Raw genomic sequence first — 18647 nt, 5'->3', positions numbered from 1 at the left:
CTTTATTTTCCTCTATCTATCTTTCTATCTAACTCATTTAACTTATTTTTAACATCTTTCATAAAATGAGCGACCCGTGAAATTAAATAGATAATGAGTACCAAAAAAACTACATTTAAAACTGCAGAAACCGGATCAAACATACCTTTTCCTCCTTATCTTTGCCACATTCGGTTGACCTCTACTAATTTTCCATTTTCAAAAGTAAGTTTATAAATGTCTGGCATATCGAGTTCACTCCAGAAGGAAAAATCATATTTTTTATTAAAATAATTCATAATCAGCACCATCAAATTACCATGAGTTCCGACTACAATATTTTTTCCTTCATAGGTTTCGAGAACTCTATGTGTTGCCTCGACTCCTCGCTTCTGAGCGACGAGATTAGATTCTCCACCTGCCCACGAAAAACGTTCATCCTCCCAAACCTTTCGAATGGCTGAATCAAAGTCTGCGACAGGTCCTTTAGACAACTTTCTTTCCTTAAAATCGTCTATTATTTTTACATTTTGATGTATGGAATCCGCAACTCCTTCTACTGTTTGAATGGCCCTTTTATAGGGGCTTGAAATGACTATATCAATCTTTTCTTTTACAAGAATGCTAGTAACTCTTAGTGCATCCGCCTTCCCTTTTTCAGATAACGGTCTTGTTACTTCTTCTGGGGTGTAAATCGAATGGGCATGACGAACAAGATACAAATTCGTACACAATTTAGGTTACTCCCTTCTTATTTCCTTATTAAATTGCTTTAAAGGATCGCTGTCTTTAAAGATTACTAGTTTTTCTTTATGTACACTATTCTTACTTAAGATATTTGGTTTACCCACCTCTTCAAATTGACGATTCCATTTGAACATTTTCAAGAAGATTTTCCATGTCGGTTTATAATTTGAATCCTCTAACCAAAGTTTTTGTTTCAGAAATCTTTTGATGATACGATATGTCCGGGTTTGATAACTAGGGTCTAGAAAGATAATCAAATCAGCATGATTGAAACTACTTGATACCCATTCTTCGTTATGGACACCTTCAATAATCCAACTATCTGATTGAATAATCGTTTCTAGATACACTTCTCTTTCCTTTTCGGTTCTCCTTATATCTCCAGCCTTATCCCTTATCCAGACAACATTGTCCAGTTCATAAAATGGGATATTCAACTTTGAAGAAAGTTGTTTTGCGAATGTTGTCTTGCCACTTCCAACCGATACAATTATGTGGATTCTCTTCGGGAGTTTATTTTCCAAATCCAACCACCTGCCATAATATGTATATTCGATATCGACAGGATTTTTCCTCTAACTCTCAGTAACATTGGTAAGAACTCTTAAAATGGAGCAGTTTCAGTTCTAATAAAAAAGACCAAGGGCTAAACCTTGGCCTTACACATTTGTCGAAATTTCTATGATTCTTTCAATAACAGGATCTACTTACGTTCATTGATAAGCCTGCCTCTTAAAATATTCACTTAGTTAGAAGAGGTTCTACCAATGGTATTCTAGAGAAATCCACAACAACGTCTCCATCATACAAAAACCGATGTTCATAATTCGTTGCATCATTAAGAATCTCGTGTAAAAAGTATTTTAAGTTGGCTAATCCTACGTTTTTCGGATGTAGAATCCAAGATAGGTCTTTCCAATCCAAAATACCTTCATCGGTTTTGAGTGGTGTATGGTATTCGTATGCATCTGGTAACTCCGCAACAAATACATACATCCCGTCAAAATACGAATGCCTTGGGTTCGTCCAGGAGATGTTGCCCTTATGCCAAACGTTTTCCGGCTTCATTTCAATACCCGTTTCTTCGCTAATCTCACGAAGAACACATTCAAGCGGAGTCTCACTTTCCTCTAGCTTTCCTCCAACGCCATTCCAGATTCCCATCCACTCAGGCGACTCCCGATTTAGCAGCAAAATCTTATTTCCTTGCTTAATAAAACAGATGGTATATGAATACATTTGAAATTCCTCCGTGTAATAAAACTTCTAGTCATTATTTCCACAAAAATCATGTTAATCCTTTTTCATATTTCTAGAAAAATAAAAATCACCATAACCTATCTTTAGGTCATGGTGTTCTAGTTATATACGTCAGTGTTGGGCTTACCTAGGAAGAGTTCGTTTTTTATTGTTGTTTTAATCGCTCAATTTCTACTTCTACATTAAAAACACGTTTGTTTAAAACTTCTGTTTTATTTTCGAGATTTAAATTCATCCGCTCCAGCAAGGCAACTATATCTTGAGGCTGACTTAGTTCAATACGGTGTACTGCCTCTTTCACTTCTAGAATTTCACTTTTTAATTCAGTTTTGACTGCTGATATTTCACTTTTCAGTTCAGTTTTTACCGAGCCTAATTCTGCTTTTACTGAAGTTACTTCTGTTTTTACAGAGCCTAATTCCTTTTTCACTGCAGTTACTTCTGTTTTTACTGCCGATACTTCATTTTTCATATTAATTATTTCATGTCTTATCTCGTCTTGTCCTGTTAATATTTGCTTTAATAGTTCTTCCATCCCAACACTCCCCTTTTCCTCTAAAATTGTATCATGTCCTAGTCCATTATCAAATTACAATTTGTGTCAAGATTGTTTATTAAAGGGGTACATAGTAAAAACCTTATCACAAGATTCAGGATATTAACGAGAGTCTTTTACTAATTTTCCACTAACAAATGCTCTTCGATTAAATCAATATGTTTTCGGTTTGAAACATAGTGAACGAGGTGTTCTTTGATATTTGGGTATAAGACGATTTGATTTAATTCAGAAAGTGGAATCCATTTTACACCCGTTTGATTTTGATCTGGGTTGCTAGGAAATCTTGGTGACGAACCGTTTTTTATTTCACACTCAAACAGCAAGGATATTGAATGTGTTTCACCATATATATTGGAGTTTTTATGAGGAGCATATTCATATACAAAGGCTAATGGACCAACCTCAACTTCAACCGAAGCCTCTTCCATCGCTTCCCTTTGGACTGCTTCAATTACTGTTTCGTTAGGCTCTACACCGCCTGATGGCAAATTATAATGAAGGCCCTTTTCATCCTCAAATTCAACTAGGAGAATTGAATTGTTTTCGATAATAACTGCACCCGCTCTTACACGTATGTGATAGGTCATGACAGCATTCCTTTCAATTAATTTTCCCCACCTATAATTTCAAGTAATGCCTCCGAGTCTTCCATGTTTAGTTGAACGTACTCATCATTACCTCTTACTAAAGCCAGTATGTTTTTATTTACCCAAAGCATATGTACCAACGCTTTATCCTCATTATCTAAATTTTTAAATTGGAATATAAATTGATATTCAGGAGGCCTATCCATTTCAACTTTTGCTTTTTCCCAATCTGCATTACCTAATATCCTTTTCACCGTTTGAACTTGTTCGTTATCGATTATTTCCTTAAAGTCCACATAATTATTATCATTGGCTATGCGCTTTTGAATTTTTATGTATTGGTCATCTTGGTCTTGATCGCTTAAACATCCAGTCATCACAAACAGCATCAATATAAATAGAATACCCTTTTTAATGTCATTTCCCCCTACTCGGGCAATAATTGAAATGAAGAACATAGGCTACGTAGCGTGTGCAGTCTTCCGGTTAAGATAAATAAATCGTTGTAGTTCCGCTCCACATATTCCTCAATGACGTCCAAACCTTTTTTTACATCTTCGACTAGTAGATTGTTGTACTTTTCATTCCAAGAAAACCGGTTGATTCTCCTAAGTTCAGCAGCGTTAAGTTTGAATTTAAATTCTTCAATTAACAGCTTGACCTGGTACAATTTATCAGGATTCTCCACATAGCTTTTATATTTATGATCATAGTTTTCTTGAACGAATTGAATAAAGCCATCGATCTGGTCAGCTAACATTGTCGCAATCCGCATCTCGTAACTCATTTTGCCATCTCCCCTCTGAAACATGACTTTGATACAGGAGAACTTGTCGTATGTAAAATATATGTTTCTATTATTCAATCATGAGGGATTTCGACTATTTTAACATTCAGCAGAACTAAAAAATGTTCCACCTCATTTTCGAAATTAAAAGATTGTGACGTTCTTCTTTGCGGTAAAAATCAGAGCACCCAATGGTAAATAATTCGCTGCGCTATTCTTAAAATCCTTTGCTTTTTTGTATTAAATTGAATCTCTTTGTTCATTTTTTAACGAAAAGGACGATCGCCTACTATTAGCAATCGCCCTCGCTTTTCATTATTTCGCTTTTAAATATTCTTTCCACGCAGTGATTCCACCCTCTAATACAGCAACATTATACTCGTGCTCTGAAAGGATGTTCGCGCACTTAGTTGCAGAGTTTCCTGTTGTGCACGTTACGATAATTTTTTTGTTCTTTGGTAAGGAATCAATCGCCTTACCATTGTTTTCTTCTACATTAAAAATTTCAGCCTTATGTATGTTTTGACTTTCAATTGTGGGACCTTCTATATGAAAATCATTGTACTTGTCCTCAGCCCTTACATCTAATAGGACAACCTTTTCTTGCTCGTTCATTTTTTGATACAATTCTTCTGGTGTAATTTTTTTAAGGGGCATTTTTGTTCCTCCTTTTTATGAATAGCTTCCAGGACCTGTTAATACTAATCCAACACCATTTTCATTCTCTTCTTTGTCTAACGTTAAGATTTCAGTTCCTGTTACGCTTGGATCGAATGCTACTTTAATTCCTTTAATCGTTTGAACACGGTCAAATTCATGTGGCTCATCAATCGCTAAAGCAATTTGCGGTCCGTCACTGCTGTTCGGAACAGTATATAGTCGAATTCCCACCGCACCCGATTTTTCCAATAATTGCTTAGCCTCGTCAGTTATGTACATCGTATACTCCTCCTAAAACCATCTATACCTTCATTATAAACGTTATTTGAAACTTGCCCAACCCTTGTGAACATTAAATATGAATCCACTAGAGCAGTTTTCGAAACCGAAATATAAGTACAGGTGGAATCTCATTCCACTCAAATTTATTGGTTTCATTTTGGAAGCTTGGCTCCTCCATACCGTCCAATAAAAAATTAGATTCAAAAAATAGATTCAGATAATACGATAATGGGCGGTGGAACATAAGATGAGGGATGGACTGGCCTTTTATACCAATTGCTTTATAAGGTTCCGGGGTGAGATATTTTGATATTTGGATGCTGTTTGTGGTGACCACATGCCCATTCCTATCTTCGGTTTCGGTGATTTTCCGTAAACCTGGGGGTTGAAAGCAAGGATGTGTGATAGAAAAAACAAAAATCCCATCAGGTTTTAACACCCTCTGTAGGGAATTGACTAATGGGCGGATATCCGCAATATCCATTAATGCCATATTTGCAACGGCACTATCAAATTTTTCATTGCCTAATTTGGATAATTGCTCGTAACTGGTCGCATCGATTACTTTGTATTCAATTTGATTGATGTATTCCTTTGTTCTGATTTTTGCTCGTTCTATCATTTTTTCAGAGTAATCAAATGCAACAACCTTTGCTCCTAATTCTGCCAGTCGCTTTGAAAAATTGCCATTTCCACACGCAATATCTAAAATGGTCTGGTCTGTTTTTACATTTAATAGTTTTTCAGTATAAGGGCGGATCAGCTCTCGATGAAATCGATTGCTCTCTTCCCCCATGTAATCATCCCAATGTTCCGCATTCTGTTCCCATCTCTCCTGCGATTCATCAGTGAGTTCCTTCCATTCACTCAACTAGCATTCTCCTTTCAAGGAACCATTGTTTATCTAATTTGCGCGTCCCCTTGATCACAATACTCATTATAAATTTTTTTCATAACTTCCATAATTTTTTCATCAGCCAATTTTTCTTGGTACCGATTGGGGAGATTCTTAGCCCCTAAAACATACAATAATGGATGTTTTGTAAATTCACCCATTATCCCCATATCAACGATTAGATCTTCTAATCCTCCCGTCATATGGTTTAACAAATGGGACGGTATTCCGTCTATCTCCCCACGTTGCCTAACTAAGCCGTTTAAAAGTGGATGCCATAACACCGGATTTTGTTCATAACCTTGGTATACTTCACATAAGAGGTTCATTAGATGATTCAATTCGCCCTTGTTATCTGAACTCCTGGGATCTGGGGAGATATTCACTCTAGGAAAATAGGATTTAATCATTTGATTTGCCTTTTCCCATCCTCCTAAAAATTGAACAATACTATTAGCAACTGATTGATCGTGGCAAGCTATCATTACTTCAACAGCTTCTTGAAGGGTTAGGTTCTCCCTATTTTGAAAATGAGGATATAATTCGTTACTATCCTCGTTCGGGTCATAGCTAATATTTTTTATTATGTCATACCATTTACAATTTCCTTCCTCTACTGATTTTGCTATACAAAACCCAATGGCAACTTTGGCAGCTGAAGCTAGAGGTACTACTAATTTTTCATTATGCGACAATACAATCTCCTGTTTGAGCTGTGAAAAAATAATCATTCCCACTTCGCCTGATTCTATTTCGTTTACCTTTTCAAGTATTTTCAGCATTTCAAAATCACTCCTTCTTTTTTGATTTAAATACCACCAATAAATTTCTATAATTTTACAATACATGTTAAAATAGCCAATAGCAATCATTAATATGGGGCGAAAGGGGAGTAGGTTTTATGGAGTTTAGAGGATCTAGTGCGTACGACCAGGAGGACTTTTTTACACATTATTTGAAGCGCAGGGGCAGGACGGATAGTCCTAATAATGCAATCGAAGGACCGGTTATTTATAATCTTATCAGTGATTTTCAAAATAAAAGAATTCTAGATTTAGGTTGTGGGGATGCCTCATTTGGTAAAGAATTGCTCAATCAGGGTGCTGCGTTTTACACGGGTGTTGAGGGATCTGAGCAGATGGTGAAAGCCGCAAAACTTAATATCAATAGTTCGTACGGAACCATTTTGCATGAAAGTATGGAGACATTTAGCTTCCCTTCAAACCAATTTGATATTGTCACTTCCCGCTTTGCGATCCATTATATATCAGACATTCATTCCCTTTTTCGAAATGTGTATGAATCATTAAAAGAGAATGGAAAATTTGTGTTCAGTGTTCAGCACCCTCTCATCACATGTTCTTTTATTAGCAAGGAATCAGGTGATACACGGGGAAACTGGGTTGTTGATGATTACTTCTTAGATGGCGAAAGAAAGGAAACATGGATTGGCCAGGTGGTTGTAAAATATCATCGGACCATTGAACAGTATTTTCGCGCCTTGACTGTGTCAGGTTTTAAAGTGGGTGATTTGCGTGAGGGGACTCCAATGCGTGAGCATTTTACTAATGAGGAAGAGTTTAAAAGAAGGCAGCGAATTCCGGTTGTGTTGGTGTTCTGTTCTACGAAGGAATAAGTTATATAGATTTCCTCCGTTTGCTCGAAACATAGAGTCATATATTAATTGTAAAAAAGGAATCCGATTTTGGATTCCTTTTTTTTTATATGGAGTAGTTTCAGAAGATTAGTTCGAGTACTATTTTTTGAGTTTTCTTATACCCTTAAAATTATCCTAAAGTGCTTAATCTTGTTGTTTTTCTTTTTCCTTTAAATACTCATCAAATGAATGAAGCATAGAGCCTATCCATTTTTCATGAAGCATCGTTTTGTAGTTCAGAATTCTTTCATATACACTTTGATCTGGCAGTAAGGAGAATAATTCTGAATCGGGACCTCCTTTTAAATCATCTGTATTTACCTCAATAATCCATAGGTTTCCATAATGGTCTAGGGTAAAGTCGAGTCCAACTTCAGTGAAAAAATGGTATTGGTCTAGCATTCTACAAATGTCCAAAGAGGTTGTCTTTAAGATGTCTTGTGAAAATTTGTGGTCTTTTTCTAGAAATAGAAGAGAAATTATCTCATCTGTAGGTTTAACGGACCCATTACTAATTTTAATATTCGATACTAAAGACCCTTCCCCTCCAATTCTAATTAAGTCCCCAACATAAATCCATGAACCATCCATCTCCTTATATAAATGCGATCTTATGTCAAATGGACGCCCGTCATAATGGATTGCCGGTATTCCTCTTTGAATGATTGTAGTTTTGTCATGGTAAAATTGATCAATTTGGCTATAAGTCTCTTCGAAGTCTTTAAAAATCATGGCTTTTTTTCCCTGTATCGTCCATTCAAAGGCGTTCCCTTTCTTTTGAACGTTACTAATATCCATTCCGCCCCACGCTGAAATGGATTTAAGATAAAGAAGGGGGTACTTCGTAAGCATTGATAACAACGCATCTTTGGTAAATAAACTAGTTTCTGGAATTTTAATATTTTTTATGGAATGTAATGTTAATAGTTTATACATTTCCCATTTGTTAATAAACTCCCTGTCAGGGTCTATAATTGGTGCCATCTTACTCCTTCTCCCATGATTCCATTAATGGATTTTCGACAACCTTCGTAATATTGTTTTGTCCATCAACATAAGCCACTTTTGTTATTAAATCAACTATTTCTTCGTCTTCGTATATTCCAGTACTTAAGATAATGACAATATCTCCCTTTGTAAATAAATGGGCAGGTGGACCATTTAAACAAATGACACCAGAATGTGATTGTCCAGGAATTGCATAGGTTTTCCAGCGAACTGCATTACGGAGATTAGTAATTTGAACCATTTCATATGGTAGAATGTTAGTTGCCTTCATTAATTCTTTATCAATAGTAACACTTCCAGGATAATTTAAATTGGCTTCAGTAACTGTCGCTCTGTGGATTTTCCCCTTACACATATAACGTTTCATCTTGCTCCTCCGAGTAAGTAAAATATATTTATACAAATGTTATATGTGGTGCCGGGTTAAATGGTGTATATAATGTCTAGCCGTTTCTTGAATAAATCATTTAAATCGAAAGAGTGGCGACATATCTTCACGAAGATGGTGGATATAAAAATAATCATTACTTGCTGGATCATAAACGTAGGCCTTTTTCCATTCATCAATGTTTTCTATAATTTCCCTTATCGCCTGAATAAAAGTCAGTATTTCCTGGTCTGTCATAATGGGATGTATTGAAAATCGGACCCACCCAGGTTTAGCAGACATATCTCCATGAGTCATTTTTTCTGTAATCTGTTTGGAAGTCGTTTTATTAATATTTAAAAGATAATGACCATATGTTCCAGCACATGAACATCCCCCTCTTACCTGAATACCATATCTGTCGTTTAGAAGACGAACCATTAAATTATAATGAATGGTTTCAATATAAAACGAGACTATACCGATTCTATCTTTAATGTTTCCAGCTAATATATGAATCTCTGGAATCTTTTCCAGATGGGAAAATAAAAGACGAAGCTGTTGTTTTTCTCTATTTAAAATATTTTTTATTCCCATTTCGCTTTTCAAATTCAAACAAAGTGCTGTCCGAATGGACTGTAAAATGCCCGGAGTACCGCCATCTTCTCGCATCTCTATGTCATTGAAATATTTGTGTTCCCCCCAAGGATTGGTCCATAACACCGTTCCTCCGCCGGGGTGATCTGGAACTTTATTTGTGTAAATTCTCGAATCAAAGACCAATACTCCACTTGTTCCTGGACCACCTAAGAACTTATGTGGTGAGAAAAATATCGCATCAAGTTTCTCAAGCGGATCTTCAGGATGCATATTGATCTCTACATATGGTGCTGATGCTGCAAAATCAACAAAACAAAGTCCTCCATGTTGATGCATAAGCTTGGCAAGCTTGTGATAAGGGGTTTGAATTCCTGTTACATTTGAACACGCTGTAAAGGAACCTATTTTCAGCTGGCGGTCCTTATAAACATTCAGCAGATGTTCTAAATGATTTAAGTCCACCCTTCCTTCCCTATCCGGGTTTATCAATATGACTTCCCCAAGTGTTTCGAGCCAAGATGTTTGATTTGAATGATGCTCCATATGGGACATGAAAATAACCGGTCTTTCCTTTTCTGGAAGTTGCAGATGATTTCTCCATATCTCTGGTACCCTTAACCCTAAGATTCGTTGTAGTTTATTGACCACCGAAGTCATCCCAAAACCATCTTGGATTACTACATCATGTTTATCTGCATTAACATGTTCCTTAATAATTTTTTTTGAATGCTTGTATAGCCCAGTCATCATTGAACTGGTTATATTCGACTCTGTATGGGTATTCGCCATAAAAGGGCCAAAATCCTCGGTTATTTTTTTTCGATAGGCCGATATAATCGCCCACTTGCTGTCCAGTCGGCATAAATGATTTTCTTCTTTCCATAGGGTGAATCAAAATCTTGGTTCAATCCAATCACATGTGATCGGAGTGGTTGAAAATATTCTTCAAGGGTGTCCGGGAATCGAAAGGTTTTACTTCCAATCTTGGCTGTGATCATTTGTTTCACACCTTGCACTTTTTAGTCTGTATTCAATATATGTAAGTTTCTTTTGCAAAGTTTATTATTATTTTCAAACCAAAAGAAACATTGTATAAATAAATCCTTTACCTGTTTTGTTATTATCAAAAGCTGTTCGCCCAAAACAATATAAAGAATAGGCGTGATTCCATACTAAAAACAATCGTAGTAAGTCTAAATATGATAATATACCTGTTTTTTTTGAGAGAATACTGATAAAATCAGGTCGTTATAACTTTTACCGTTTAGAAAGTGATATTTATTGTAAGGGTTTTTTTTAAGGAGATTAATGATGAAATATACAGGTAGAATAATTATGATGTTGATTTATGTTGTTGTAACAGCTGCTTTTAAAACTTTTGATTATATTGAGTTAGGGTACGTACCTATATTCGAATACATCATTTCCGCAATCATGGTTTATCCCGTATGGTTGACTGGGTTACAGTATGATAAAGCTAAATATTATGCTCAAGTAGCACAGAATAAAGATAAGGAATTAAATGATCTTTTCAACAATGTAGATGCTGCAATTTACTCATATGATTTCCGTTCTAATAAATTGATGGTCTCATCAAAAATTAGTGATGTCTACGGGTATTCACCTAATGAATTTAAAGAAAACATAATGTTCTGGAAAGAAGTTGTTGTCCCGGAAGATATGAATATTGTAAACAAATTAGAGCAGGAGTTATTAAAAGGAGAAGAATCCATTGCAGAGTACCGAATACTACTACCAAATGGTCAATTAAAGTGGATTCAAAAACGCATTACACCTATTTTTGACTTGGACGGAAATCTGATAAAGATAAATGGAATTGATATTGATATCGATCAACGTAAAAAAGTAGAGGAATTACTTACGCATAGCCAGGAACAGAATCGTAAACTATTAGAAAAACGTCTAAAGGAAAGCGAACAACGTTTTGAATCATTATTTGTACATAATTCTGACCCCATCTTTACATTTAATTTAGACAGGAAATTAATAGAGGCAAATCCAGCTGCAGAGAATATACTTGGCTTTACGATTACAGAGCTCCGACAAATGGAGTGGGATTCAATAATCGCTCCAGAAGACCTAGATTTATACAGTGAGCACTTTAAGCTTGTTATCCAAGGAGAATGGAAAGAATCTACCCTATCAATGATTCATAAAGATGGTAGTAACAGAGTAATTGAATTAAAAATGATACCTATAATAATTGATCATCAATGTATTGGAATATATCAAATTACAAAGGATATCACGGAGTCTAAATTAGCAGCCGAAAGGATAAGAAGGTCCGATAAGCTTGCAGCTGTAGGTCTATTAGCTGCCGGAGTGGCTCATGAAATTCGAAATCCATTAACAACTCTTAAAGGTTTTATTCAATTACTTACTTCTGATATTGGTAAACATTATGCAAATATTTTGTTATCGGAAATAGATCGAATAAACCTGATAGTAAGTGAATTCCTAATTCTATCAAAGCCACAAGTAATAAAATATGAATCGCAAAATATAAAACTTATACTAAATAATATCATGTCACTTCTTGAAACCCAGGCCACATTAAAAGGTATACAACTTGTATCAGAATATGATTTAAATATACCGTTCATCAATTGTGAGCAAAATCAGTTAAAACAAGTTTTTATCAATCTTATAAAAAACGCGATAGAAGCTATGACAAATGGTGGAAAAATTATTGTAAAGGCTCAGAAAATCAATAACAAAATGGTTAGTATTCAAATTATTGATCAAGGAATGGGAATAGAAGAGGAGAGAATCCCAAAACTAGGAGAACCCTTTTATACAACAAAAGAAAATGGAACTGGATTAGGTTTAATGGTTTGTTTTAGAATCATTGAACAACACGGTGGCATTATGAACATTTCTAGTCAGTTAAATAAAGGCACAACAGTTGAAGTTTGCTTACCTCTTGATTGCCCTTTTAAAAATGAGTAAGAGATACTATAACATGATTAAATTATCTTTTAACTAGACTATTATTAGAGGAGCTATTACTGCTGCCCATTTCATATAGACCGCGCAGAAGAAAGTTAAGGATTCCAATATATACTGTATCCTCTAACTATCTTCAAATAACTGTAATATATGTTAAAGTACATTCTTTCACAATCTCAACTGTACTTTAACATCTAATTTCGTTTTAGCTCCTATTCCAATATTTGGCCTGATTGTTGAATAAGAGCTAAAGACAATTCTTAACTAGTCAAGTAGAAGGGAATCTCTCTACCTTATATGAAAAATTTATTTCTATTAATATTCAATCATTGCTTAGATTCTTTGAGTTTGCCTTGGACTTTCCTTCTACTTACTTCCGTCTGAATCGAAACTTACCTTGTTTGCGTTTCCCACACTAGCGTGTAAATCCTAGGAAATCAAAGTTTGAGGGTTTACTGTTTCCCTTTTGTTTTGCATCTTTCTCCGCAAACCTTTCGAAGGGAATAATTTTAGTTTTATCCTCAGCTATTTTTTTCTTCATCAAAAACTCGGCACCGGAAACATATGTTCATAAAGTTACCGAATAAATACGGGAACTCGCTCCCCACGGATGATAGCCTGTTCCAATATGGTCGAATCCGTATTTTTCATATAATCCAATATGATCTGTACAAAGGTATAAGTTCGAAAAGCCACCTGTTTTTGCATCCTTTTTTGCGCGTTCTAGCAGAATAGAACTATAATTATTTCCTCTATATTTCTCTTCTATGTATACAGCACATACCCATGGATACAGATCCATTCTGCTAATAAAATCATTTGTAATTAGCCCAGCGCAGCCAATTATTTTTTCATCTTCCATCAAAAGATACCATTGAGGTAATGGATTAGGACTCGTCATACAATGTTCAATACAATCTTCATATACCTTTATGCTTTGTTCATTAGCCCATTTACTTTGAAAATATGTGATTGCTCTTTTCTGATATTCAGGATTTTCTTTTATAGAGATTATTTTCATTTTTTGAACCCTCCTATTAAACCATAACTTTACAATTCAAGGGATTTATAAATTTCACCTATAATCCCTTCCATTTGGTGAACTCCTAATTCAGCATTGGTCATGATTACTGCACCTGTCTCTTTATTCGGAAATGCCACCATCATACTTTGAAACCCTACTCCCCATCCAAGTGAAGAAACTTCAAATTCTTTTGTTCCTGCACCTTCTAAAAACACTCCTAATCCGGACCATTGCTTATCTCTCTGTGGGCTTATCATTTCTTTTGCTTTTCTTGCAGAAATGCCAACGATACTTTCACCTTTTAATGCATTCATTAATTCAATGACCAGCCGAGCCAGATCTTTAGTGGTTGTCCATAATCCTGAAGCAGCTGGGTACGGATAAATCGGATAGTTACCAGCTACGACTTCACCATTTTTGTTATGTCCACTTGAAAAGCCTTCATTTCCTACATCTGAGATTTCCGTGACAAACAAGCTATTTTTCATTTTTAATGGCTTAAATAAAAGTTCGTTCGCAACCTGCTTAAATGTTCTTTTAGTAACATCTTCTATAAGCTGCTGAATAATACAAAAGCCTGCATCCGAATAATGGAATTCACTTTCAGGTTCATATTTCACTTTAATTGGTTCCTTACAATAAGGTGTTTTCCCCTCTAATAAGGCGACAATAGAAGGCGTACCTAGACTCGATTTTAGCTCAGTAAAACTTTGTTTAGGATCTAGAATTCCAGATTGATGACTCAGCAAGTTTCTTAACGTTACCTTTTTCGTGTATTCATTTTTAGGTAATTCCCAAGATTCTAGTTTTATGTTTACATTTTCATCTAAATCAAGAAGGCCTTGTTCAGTTAATTTTATAACTACCATTCCAGTTAAAAGCTTACTAATAGAACAAGCATTAAAAATGGAATGTTCGGTAACACTTTTAGCAGTACCTATCTGTAGGACGCCATAGTCCCCTTTTTCAATTAATGCAATACTTAAACCTGGTACATGATAATGTTCCATAAGCTCTGGAATGTTCATATTTTTTAAATTCATAGATTGATTCCCCTTACTTAACGGGCTGCTTATTCATACCAAGCTTTTGGTGGTCTGTCCTTTGGGTATCCAAACATTTGGCGATATTGCTTTCTTTCATCCGTAAAGTCAAACCATTTCTTATTGCTATTTGGATTGTTCGCAAAATGTATCACACAGCGGATTTGATCTTCAACACAGCTATCTGTCCAAACACCTAATTCTTTTTCCAACATATCAAATAGGGTAGCACCATCTCTTTGTTTAATTTCTTGCAATGAATAAATATGTAAATGGTCTACGAGTTTAATAGCTAATTCAAATCCGATTGATGGAACAGTTTGAAATTCAGCTAATCCTTTAATCCTTCGAGCTCTTTCTTCTGAAACATTTAAAGTTTGCCTTAGTTGAGAGGTACTAAGCTTGTGAATCTCTCCAATTTTAACCTTTGCTTTTCTATGCTTTACCTTTTCCTCAAGCGTTAGTGGCATTTTAGGATTCGTTCCCAAAATACCCCTCCTTATTGTCTGAAATTCACATTAACTTCATTTTAATCCTATTTGTCTTCATTATTTTGTTTATATATTTGTTTAAGCGTGGAGTGGATATTATTTAAAGCTAGTAATATAAATCCAAGCATGATAAAAGTTACAATCTCTCCAGTAAAAAAGGACACTACGCCTATAACAAAAAAATAAAAACTAAACCACCAATTATTAAATTTCATATTCTCTCCCCTATAAAAAGCCTTATTTAGATATACCCTTACTCAACAATTGGATTATTTTCAAGTACCTTTTCTATTAATTCTTCAATCGTTCCAATGCACTTTTCCACATCAGGCAGATTATAAAATGTACTAGTTGTTTCAAAATGATTTATTTCATTATTCGAGGAGTAAAGATAGATTTTCTTACCTTGTCCAAGCGCTATCCCAAGTTCAATATGACTACCTTTTCCGGCTGGTAATAAGACTATAAGAAAATCTGATTCTAATACCGCATTTTTCTCTTGGATACCAATCGCTTTTAATTCATTGAATGTCGAAGCTCTTTCGTTTTGAGTCCAATCATATGTATATAAAAAACCTCTTTTTATTAATTGTTTTGATACATAACGAACCATTTCTATGTTCTTAAAACTTGATGCAATATAGAACTTTTTCATATTTCCCCCTAATTTTTTTTTGCTAAACACACTGATAATCATTGTTGCGAATCACAGTTGGCTCAATGCTAAATCGAGTATTTCTTGATAGAGTTCGTTCCATTGACCATAATATTTTTTTACATCGTTCGGGTCTATAAGAAGTCTTTCTTGTGACTCAAACATCGCCAAAAATTCATGTAATTCGTCAATGTCCATGCGATAAAACACCTGACAACCTACTATTGGATAAGGACTAGTCTCATTCCAGTTTGGGTTTTCGCTGTGATCAACCACAATATACCCTAAGTAATAGCATCTCCCGGTGACATAGCCCTCTTCATACGCTTCACGCTTCATACATTCTTCAGGGGATTCGTTCAGCTCAATATGCCCTCCCGGAAAGTCCCATCCCCTATCGTGTAACTTAACTAACAACAACTTACCATCCTTAAAGCTAATTGCATGGACACTAGTAATTAACTCCCTTGGTGGTAGTTGTGGAACAGGATTCCAAGTTAACTTTACTTTCGCGGTTCCCCAGTTCACATATTTTGTGGTCATTCTGCCCTCTCCTAAAATAATTTACTTAGTTAAATTCTATTAAAAAAGGCTGGGAGTCTTCATCTAAGCAGTACTCAATTCTTTCTCTGAAATTCTTAAAAGTTACCATTTCTAGAGCTTTCTCAATCGGATAGAATCCAACCTCTAAGCTTTCTGGTGAAGTGGTTAATGTACCTCCCACCGGCTTAGCTAAGAACAACGTATTGCATATTGATTGGTTCACATTTTGGAATATGCCACAAAACTTTAAAACCTCAATATCAATACCTGTTTCCTCCTTCGTTTCCCTAATTGCGGCTTCTTTTAATGATTCGCCTTCTTCAACCTGTCCACCTGGCATTTCCCAACCTCTTCTAGGTCCCTTAATTAATAAAATTTCATTGTTTTCATTGATTACAATAGTCGCAGCTGAAACGATATGTTTAGGTGGCGAGTATGTAGTTTGACTGTTTTGTACCAATTGCTTTCCTCATTTCCTATTATTCTTAATTTTACCTATTCTCCTATCCTTTTGGAAAATCCTTCAAAAAAATATAAAACATTCGGGTCTAAATATACGAAAAGAGCGCAAAATCAACTTGCGCTCCTTGTTCTATACGTATTCTTTTTCCTACTGCTAACAGAAAGAATTACAGTAATGAATGATAAAATGATGAAGATTCCAGCCGCATATGGATTTACATTGACTGAAACTGTATCTACTATTCCAGCTCCAATCACCGAACCGACAGCAACTCCTAAGTGAAGGGATGAATTATTTAAGCTTTGCTGAATTTCCGACGATTCGGGTGCTATTTCAATCAAATACGATTGCATGGCCGGTGAAATCGCCCAGCTCAGAATCCCCCACACGATTAAGATGATAAAAAATACTGGGTAGAAAGCTGTCGAATATGGAAAAACAAAGAATAACGCACTAAATACGATTAATGCAATAACCATTGTCTTTCTTGAGCCCAATAGATCTGCGAGTACACCGCCAATCCCTCCACCAAATACAGCAGAAACACCAAAAATTAAATAAATGACACTAATCCAGTTTGCACTAAAATCAGTATTTGCTTCTAAATAAGGCTTGAAATAGGTATACATAATAGAATGTCCCGTCATATACAGGAATGTTGTTGTCAGCCCTAATGTAATTTTGTGATTTTTAAATGCGGCGAGCTGTTGTCGCAACGGAATTTGAGGTTTTGGTTGTATTCTTCCCATTAAGACATGAACGCCAATAATAGATAGTGCTGTTAATACCGTGATAAGTACAAATGGTGCTCTCCAACCAAAATTATTTCCTAGGATAAGTCCAATCGGTACGCCTAAAACCAATGAAGCACTCACACCCATTGAGACAATCCCAATGGCCCTACCTTTATACTGTTCGCCTGCTAAGCTTGGCGCCATAACTAAACACAATATGATTAATAGCGCTCCACTTAAAGCTAAGATAATTCTGCCTATAAACAAAATCGAAAAAGTTGGTGCAAAGACTGTGACGATGCAGCCGACTAAAAAAATATATAAGCAAACCAACATCAGCCTTTTTCTTTCAATTTTAGCTGTCATGACAAGTAAAATTGGTGATGCAACTGCAAAAATGACAGCAAAAACAGTAATCAGCAATCCCGCTTGTCCAATCGTTACATGTAAATCCTCTGCAATTAAATCTAAAATACCACTAATGATCAGTTCAACCATCCCTATTACAAAGGAAATGACCATTAAAAAATATATACGTTTATCCATGTTGTCTTCCTTCCTAATTAAATCCCACACTCTATACTAGCTTTTGATGAAAGTATACTCAAGAATAACATATTAAAATCACAAAAACGCCATTACATAAATATTCAGGGATTGGAAAATTTACGTAATTAAAGTAGTGCCCATTCCTTTGTATCATAGTAAGATAGGAATGGAAAGGATTGATACAATGGAAGCTATTCTACATGGAATTATCTTAGCATTTGGACTTATTTTACCTTTAGGTGTACAGAATGTATTTGTTTTTTCACAAGGAGCGACACAGCCAAAACTACTTCGAGCATTCCCAGCGACGATTACAGCTGCAATTTGTGATACACTTTTAATTCTTTTAGCTGTATTTGGCTTATCCGTTATCGTTCTACAATTTGAATGGCTACGGATTGGGCTGATGAGTGCTGGGGTTTTATTTTTACTTTACATGGGGTTTGCAATTTGGCGTTCTGAACCAACTAAAAATGAAACAAACAAAGCATTACCAATTCGACAACAAATCATTTTTGCTTCATCTGTTTCATTCTTAAATCCTCACGCCATTTTAGATATAGTCGGTGTGATTGGGACAAGCGCCTTAAAATATGTTGGAACCGCTCAAATTTTATTTACAGCCGCGTGTATTATCGTATCTTGGTTATGGTTCTTTGGGTTAACGCTAGCAGGTGCGGTTATGAAAAAATTAGATGGTACTGGGGCCTTAATGAAAATGTTCAACAAATTCTCTGCTATCTTTATCTGGGGAACAGCGCTTTATCTTTTAATTGGGCTGGTGTGA

24 protein-coding genes and 1 pseudogene are annotated in these 18647 nt (G+C 35.5%); 3 read left to right on the top strand and 22 right to left on the bottom strand.

The features are described from left to right. Positions 1-2: 2 nt before the first annotated feature. The 12 genes from ABC371_RS09385 to ABC371_RS09330 all read right to left on the bottom strand — a co-directional run bounded on the left by ABC371_RS09385 (position 3) and on the right by ABC371_RS09330 (position 6538). Entirely contained in the window at positions 3-143 is a 141-nt protein-coding gene (locus ABC371_RS09385) for a hypothetical protein (protein WP_412896559.1), read from the bottom strand. A gap of 12 nt (positions 144-155) precedes the next feature. Further along, a complete protein-coding gene (locus ABC371_RS09380; protein WP_412896558.1) occupies positions 156-713 on the bottom strand; it encodes a histidine phosphatase family protein in 558 nt (185 codons plus the stop codon). Positions 714-719: 6 nt separating this feature from the next. After that, on the bottom strand, positions 720-1250 hold the full coding sequence (locus tag ABC371_RS09375; RefSeq protein ID WP_412896557.1) for a shikimate kinase: 531 nt from the start codon (positions 1248-1250) through the stop codon (positions 720-722). Between the two features lie 217 nt (positions 1251-1467). Beyond that, positions 1468-1965, bottom strand: a complete 498-nt coding sequence (locus ABC371_RS09370; RefSeq protein WP_412896556.1) for an NUDIX hydrolase — start codon at positions 1963-1965, stop codon at positions 1468-1470. 166 nt (positions 1966-2131) lie between these two features. After that, a complete protein-coding gene (locus tag ABC371_RS09365; RefSeq protein ID WP_412896555.1) occupies positions 2132-2521 on the bottom strand; it encodes a coiled-coil domain-containing protein in 390 nt (129 codons plus the stop codon). Positions 2522-2661: 140 nt separating this feature from the next. Beyond that, complete coding sequence (locus ABC371_RS09360) at positions 2662-3132, bottom strand: NUDIX domain-containing protein (RefSeq protein WP_412896554.1); 471 nt, start codon at positions 3130-3132, stop codon at positions 2662-2664. Between the two features lie 17 nt (positions 3133-3149). Next, positions 3150-3521: a YhfM domain-containing protein gene (locus ABC371_RS09355; RefSeq protein ID WP_488192749.1), complete on the bottom strand. Its 372-nt coding sequence runs from the start codon at positions 3519-3521 to the stop codon at positions 3150-3152. Positions 3522-3559: 38 nt separating this feature from the next. Beyond that, positions 3560-3919: a hypothetical protein gene (locus ABC371_RS09350; protein WP_412896552.1), complete on the bottom strand. Its 360-nt coding sequence runs from the start codon at positions 3917-3919 to the stop codon at positions 3560-3562. 315 nt (positions 3920-4234) lie between these two features. Beyond that, the gene (locus ABC371_RS09345) at positions 4235-4576 is read right to left on the bottom strand and encodes a rhodanese-like domain-containing protein (RefSeq protein ID WP_412896551.1); all 342 of its coding nucleotides are present in this window, start codon (positions 4574-4576) and stop codon (positions 4235-4237) included. A gap of 15 nt (positions 4577-4591) precedes the next feature. Next, entirely contained in the window at positions 4592-4858 is a 267-nt protein-coding gene (locus ABC371_RS09340) for an adhesin (RefSeq protein WP_412896550.1), read from the bottom strand. 88 nt (positions 4859-4946) lie between these two features. Next, positions 4947-5732 (bottom strand): class I SAM-dependent methyltransferase, encoded by a 786-nt coding sequence (locus ABC371_RS09335; RefSeq protein WP_412896549.1) that lies wholly within the window; start codon positions 5730-5732, stop codon positions 4947-4949. Between the two features lie 29 nt (positions 5733-5761). Beyond that, positions 5762-6538: a serine hydrolase gene (locus tag ABC371_RS09330; RefSeq protein ID WP_412896548.1), complete on the bottom strand. Its 777-nt coding sequence runs from the start codon at positions 6536-6538 to the stop codon at positions 5762-5764. Between the two features lie 119 nt (positions 6539-6657). Between ABC371_RS09330 and ABC371_RS09325 the strand changes: the two genes are divergently transcribed. Beyond that, positions 6658-7392 (top strand): class I SAM-dependent methyltransferase, encoded by a 735-nt coding sequence (locus ABC371_RS09325; RefSeq protein ID WP_412896547.1) that lies wholly within the window; start codon positions 6658-6660, stop codon positions 7390-7392. Positions 7393-7557: 165 nt separating this feature from the next. On the opposite strand, the gene ABC371_RS09320 is transcribed toward ABC371_RS09325, so the two are convergent. From ABC371_RS09320 to ABC371_RS09310, 3 genes and pseudogenes are all read right to left on the bottom strand, one after another. Then, a complete protein-coding gene (locus tag ABC371_RS09320; RefSeq protein ID WP_412896546.1) occupies positions 7558-8397 on the bottom strand; it encodes a YheC/YheD family protein in 840 nt (279 codons plus the stop codon). A gap of 1 nt (position 8398) precedes the next feature. Then, positions 8399-8788 carry an aspartate 1-decarboxylase gene (panD, locus tag ABC371_RS09315; RefSeq protein ID WP_412896545.1) on the bottom strand — a complete coding sequence of 130 codons (390 nt, stop codon included), beginning with the start codon at positions 8786-8788 and terminating at the stop codon, positions 8399-8401. A 96-nt stretch (positions 8789-8884) separates the two neighbouring features. Beyond that, positions 8885-10386 (bottom strand): annotated as a pseudogene (locus tag ABC371_RS09310) (aminotransferase class V-fold PLP-dependent enzyme). Between the two features lie 310 nt (positions 10387-10696). On the opposite strand from ABC371_RS09310, the gene ABC371_RS09305 reads away from it, so the two are divergent. After that, on the top strand, positions 10697-12358 hold the full coding sequence (locus tag ABC371_RS09305; protein ID WP_412896544.1) for a PAS domain S-box protein: 1662 nt from the start codon (positions 10697-10699) through the stop codon (positions 12356-12358). Between the two features lie 568 nt (positions 12359-12926). Here ABC371_RS09305 and ABC371_RS09300 read toward each other — a convergent pair. From ABC371_RS09300 to ABC371_RS09270, 7 genes are all read right to left on the bottom strand, one after another. Continuing rightward, positions 12927-13379 carry a GNAT family N-acetyltransferase gene (locus ABC371_RS09300; RefSeq protein ID WP_412896543.1) on the bottom strand — a complete coding sequence of 151 codons (453 nt, stop codon included), beginning with the start codon at positions 13377-13379 and terminating at the stop codon, positions 12927-12929. Positions 13380-13408: 29 nt separating this feature from the next. After that, positions 13409-14425 carry a serine hydrolase domain-containing protein gene (locus tag ABC371_RS09295; RefSeq protein WP_412896542.1) on the bottom strand — a complete coding sequence of 339 codons (1017 nt, stop codon included), beginning with the start codon at positions 14423-14425 and terminating at the stop codon, positions 13409-13411. 29 nt (positions 14426-14454) lie between these two features. Beyond that, positions 14455-14913, bottom strand: coding sequence for a helix-hairpin-helix domain-containing protein (locus ABC371_RS09290; RefSeq protein ID WP_412896541.1), 459 nt, complete (start codon positions 14911-14913; stop codon positions 14455-14457). Positions 14914-15169: 256 nt separating this feature from the next. After that, positions 15170-15571: a group-specific protein gene (locus ABC371_RS09285; protein WP_412896540.1), complete on the bottom strand. Its 402-nt coding sequence runs from the start codon at positions 15569-15571 to the stop codon at positions 15170-15172. A gap of 51 nt (positions 15572-15622) precedes the next feature. Beyond that, on the bottom strand, positions 15623-16114 hold the full coding sequence (locus ABC371_RS09280; protein WP_412896539.1) for an NUDIX domain-containing protein: 492 nt from the start codon (positions 16112-16114) through the stop codon (positions 15623-15625). A 25-nt stretch (positions 16115-16139) separates the two neighbouring features. Continuing rightward, positions 16140-16574, bottom strand: a complete 435-nt coding sequence (locus ABC371_RS09275) for an NUDIX hydrolase (RefSeq protein ID WP_412896538.1) — start codon at positions 16572-16574, stop codon at positions 16140-16142. A gap of 113 nt (positions 16575-16687) precedes the next feature. Continuing rightward, positions 16688-17857 carry an MFS transporter gene (locus ABC371_RS09270; protein ID WP_412896537.1) on the bottom strand — a complete coding sequence of 390 codons (1170 nt, stop codon included), beginning with the start codon at positions 17855-17857 and terminating at the stop codon, positions 16688-16690. 187 nt (positions 17858-18044) lie between these two features. Here ABC371_RS09270 and ABC371_RS09265 point away from each other — a divergent pair, with 187 nt between their 5' ends. Beyond that, the gene (locus ABC371_RS09265) at positions 18045-18647 is read left to right on the top strand and encodes a LysE/ArgO family amino acid transporter (RefSeq protein WP_412899309.1); all 603 of its coding nucleotides are present in this window, start codon (positions 18045-18047) and stop codon (positions 18645-18647) included.

The sequence above is a fragment of the Bacillus jepli genome (genome assembly GCF_047238305.1).
Lineage (GTDB): Bacteria > Bacillota > Bacilli > Bacillales > Bacillaceae_L > Ferdinandcohnia.
Note: the sequence above shows the minus strand (reverse complement) of the source record. Positions and strands in the feature narration are given on the sequence as shown.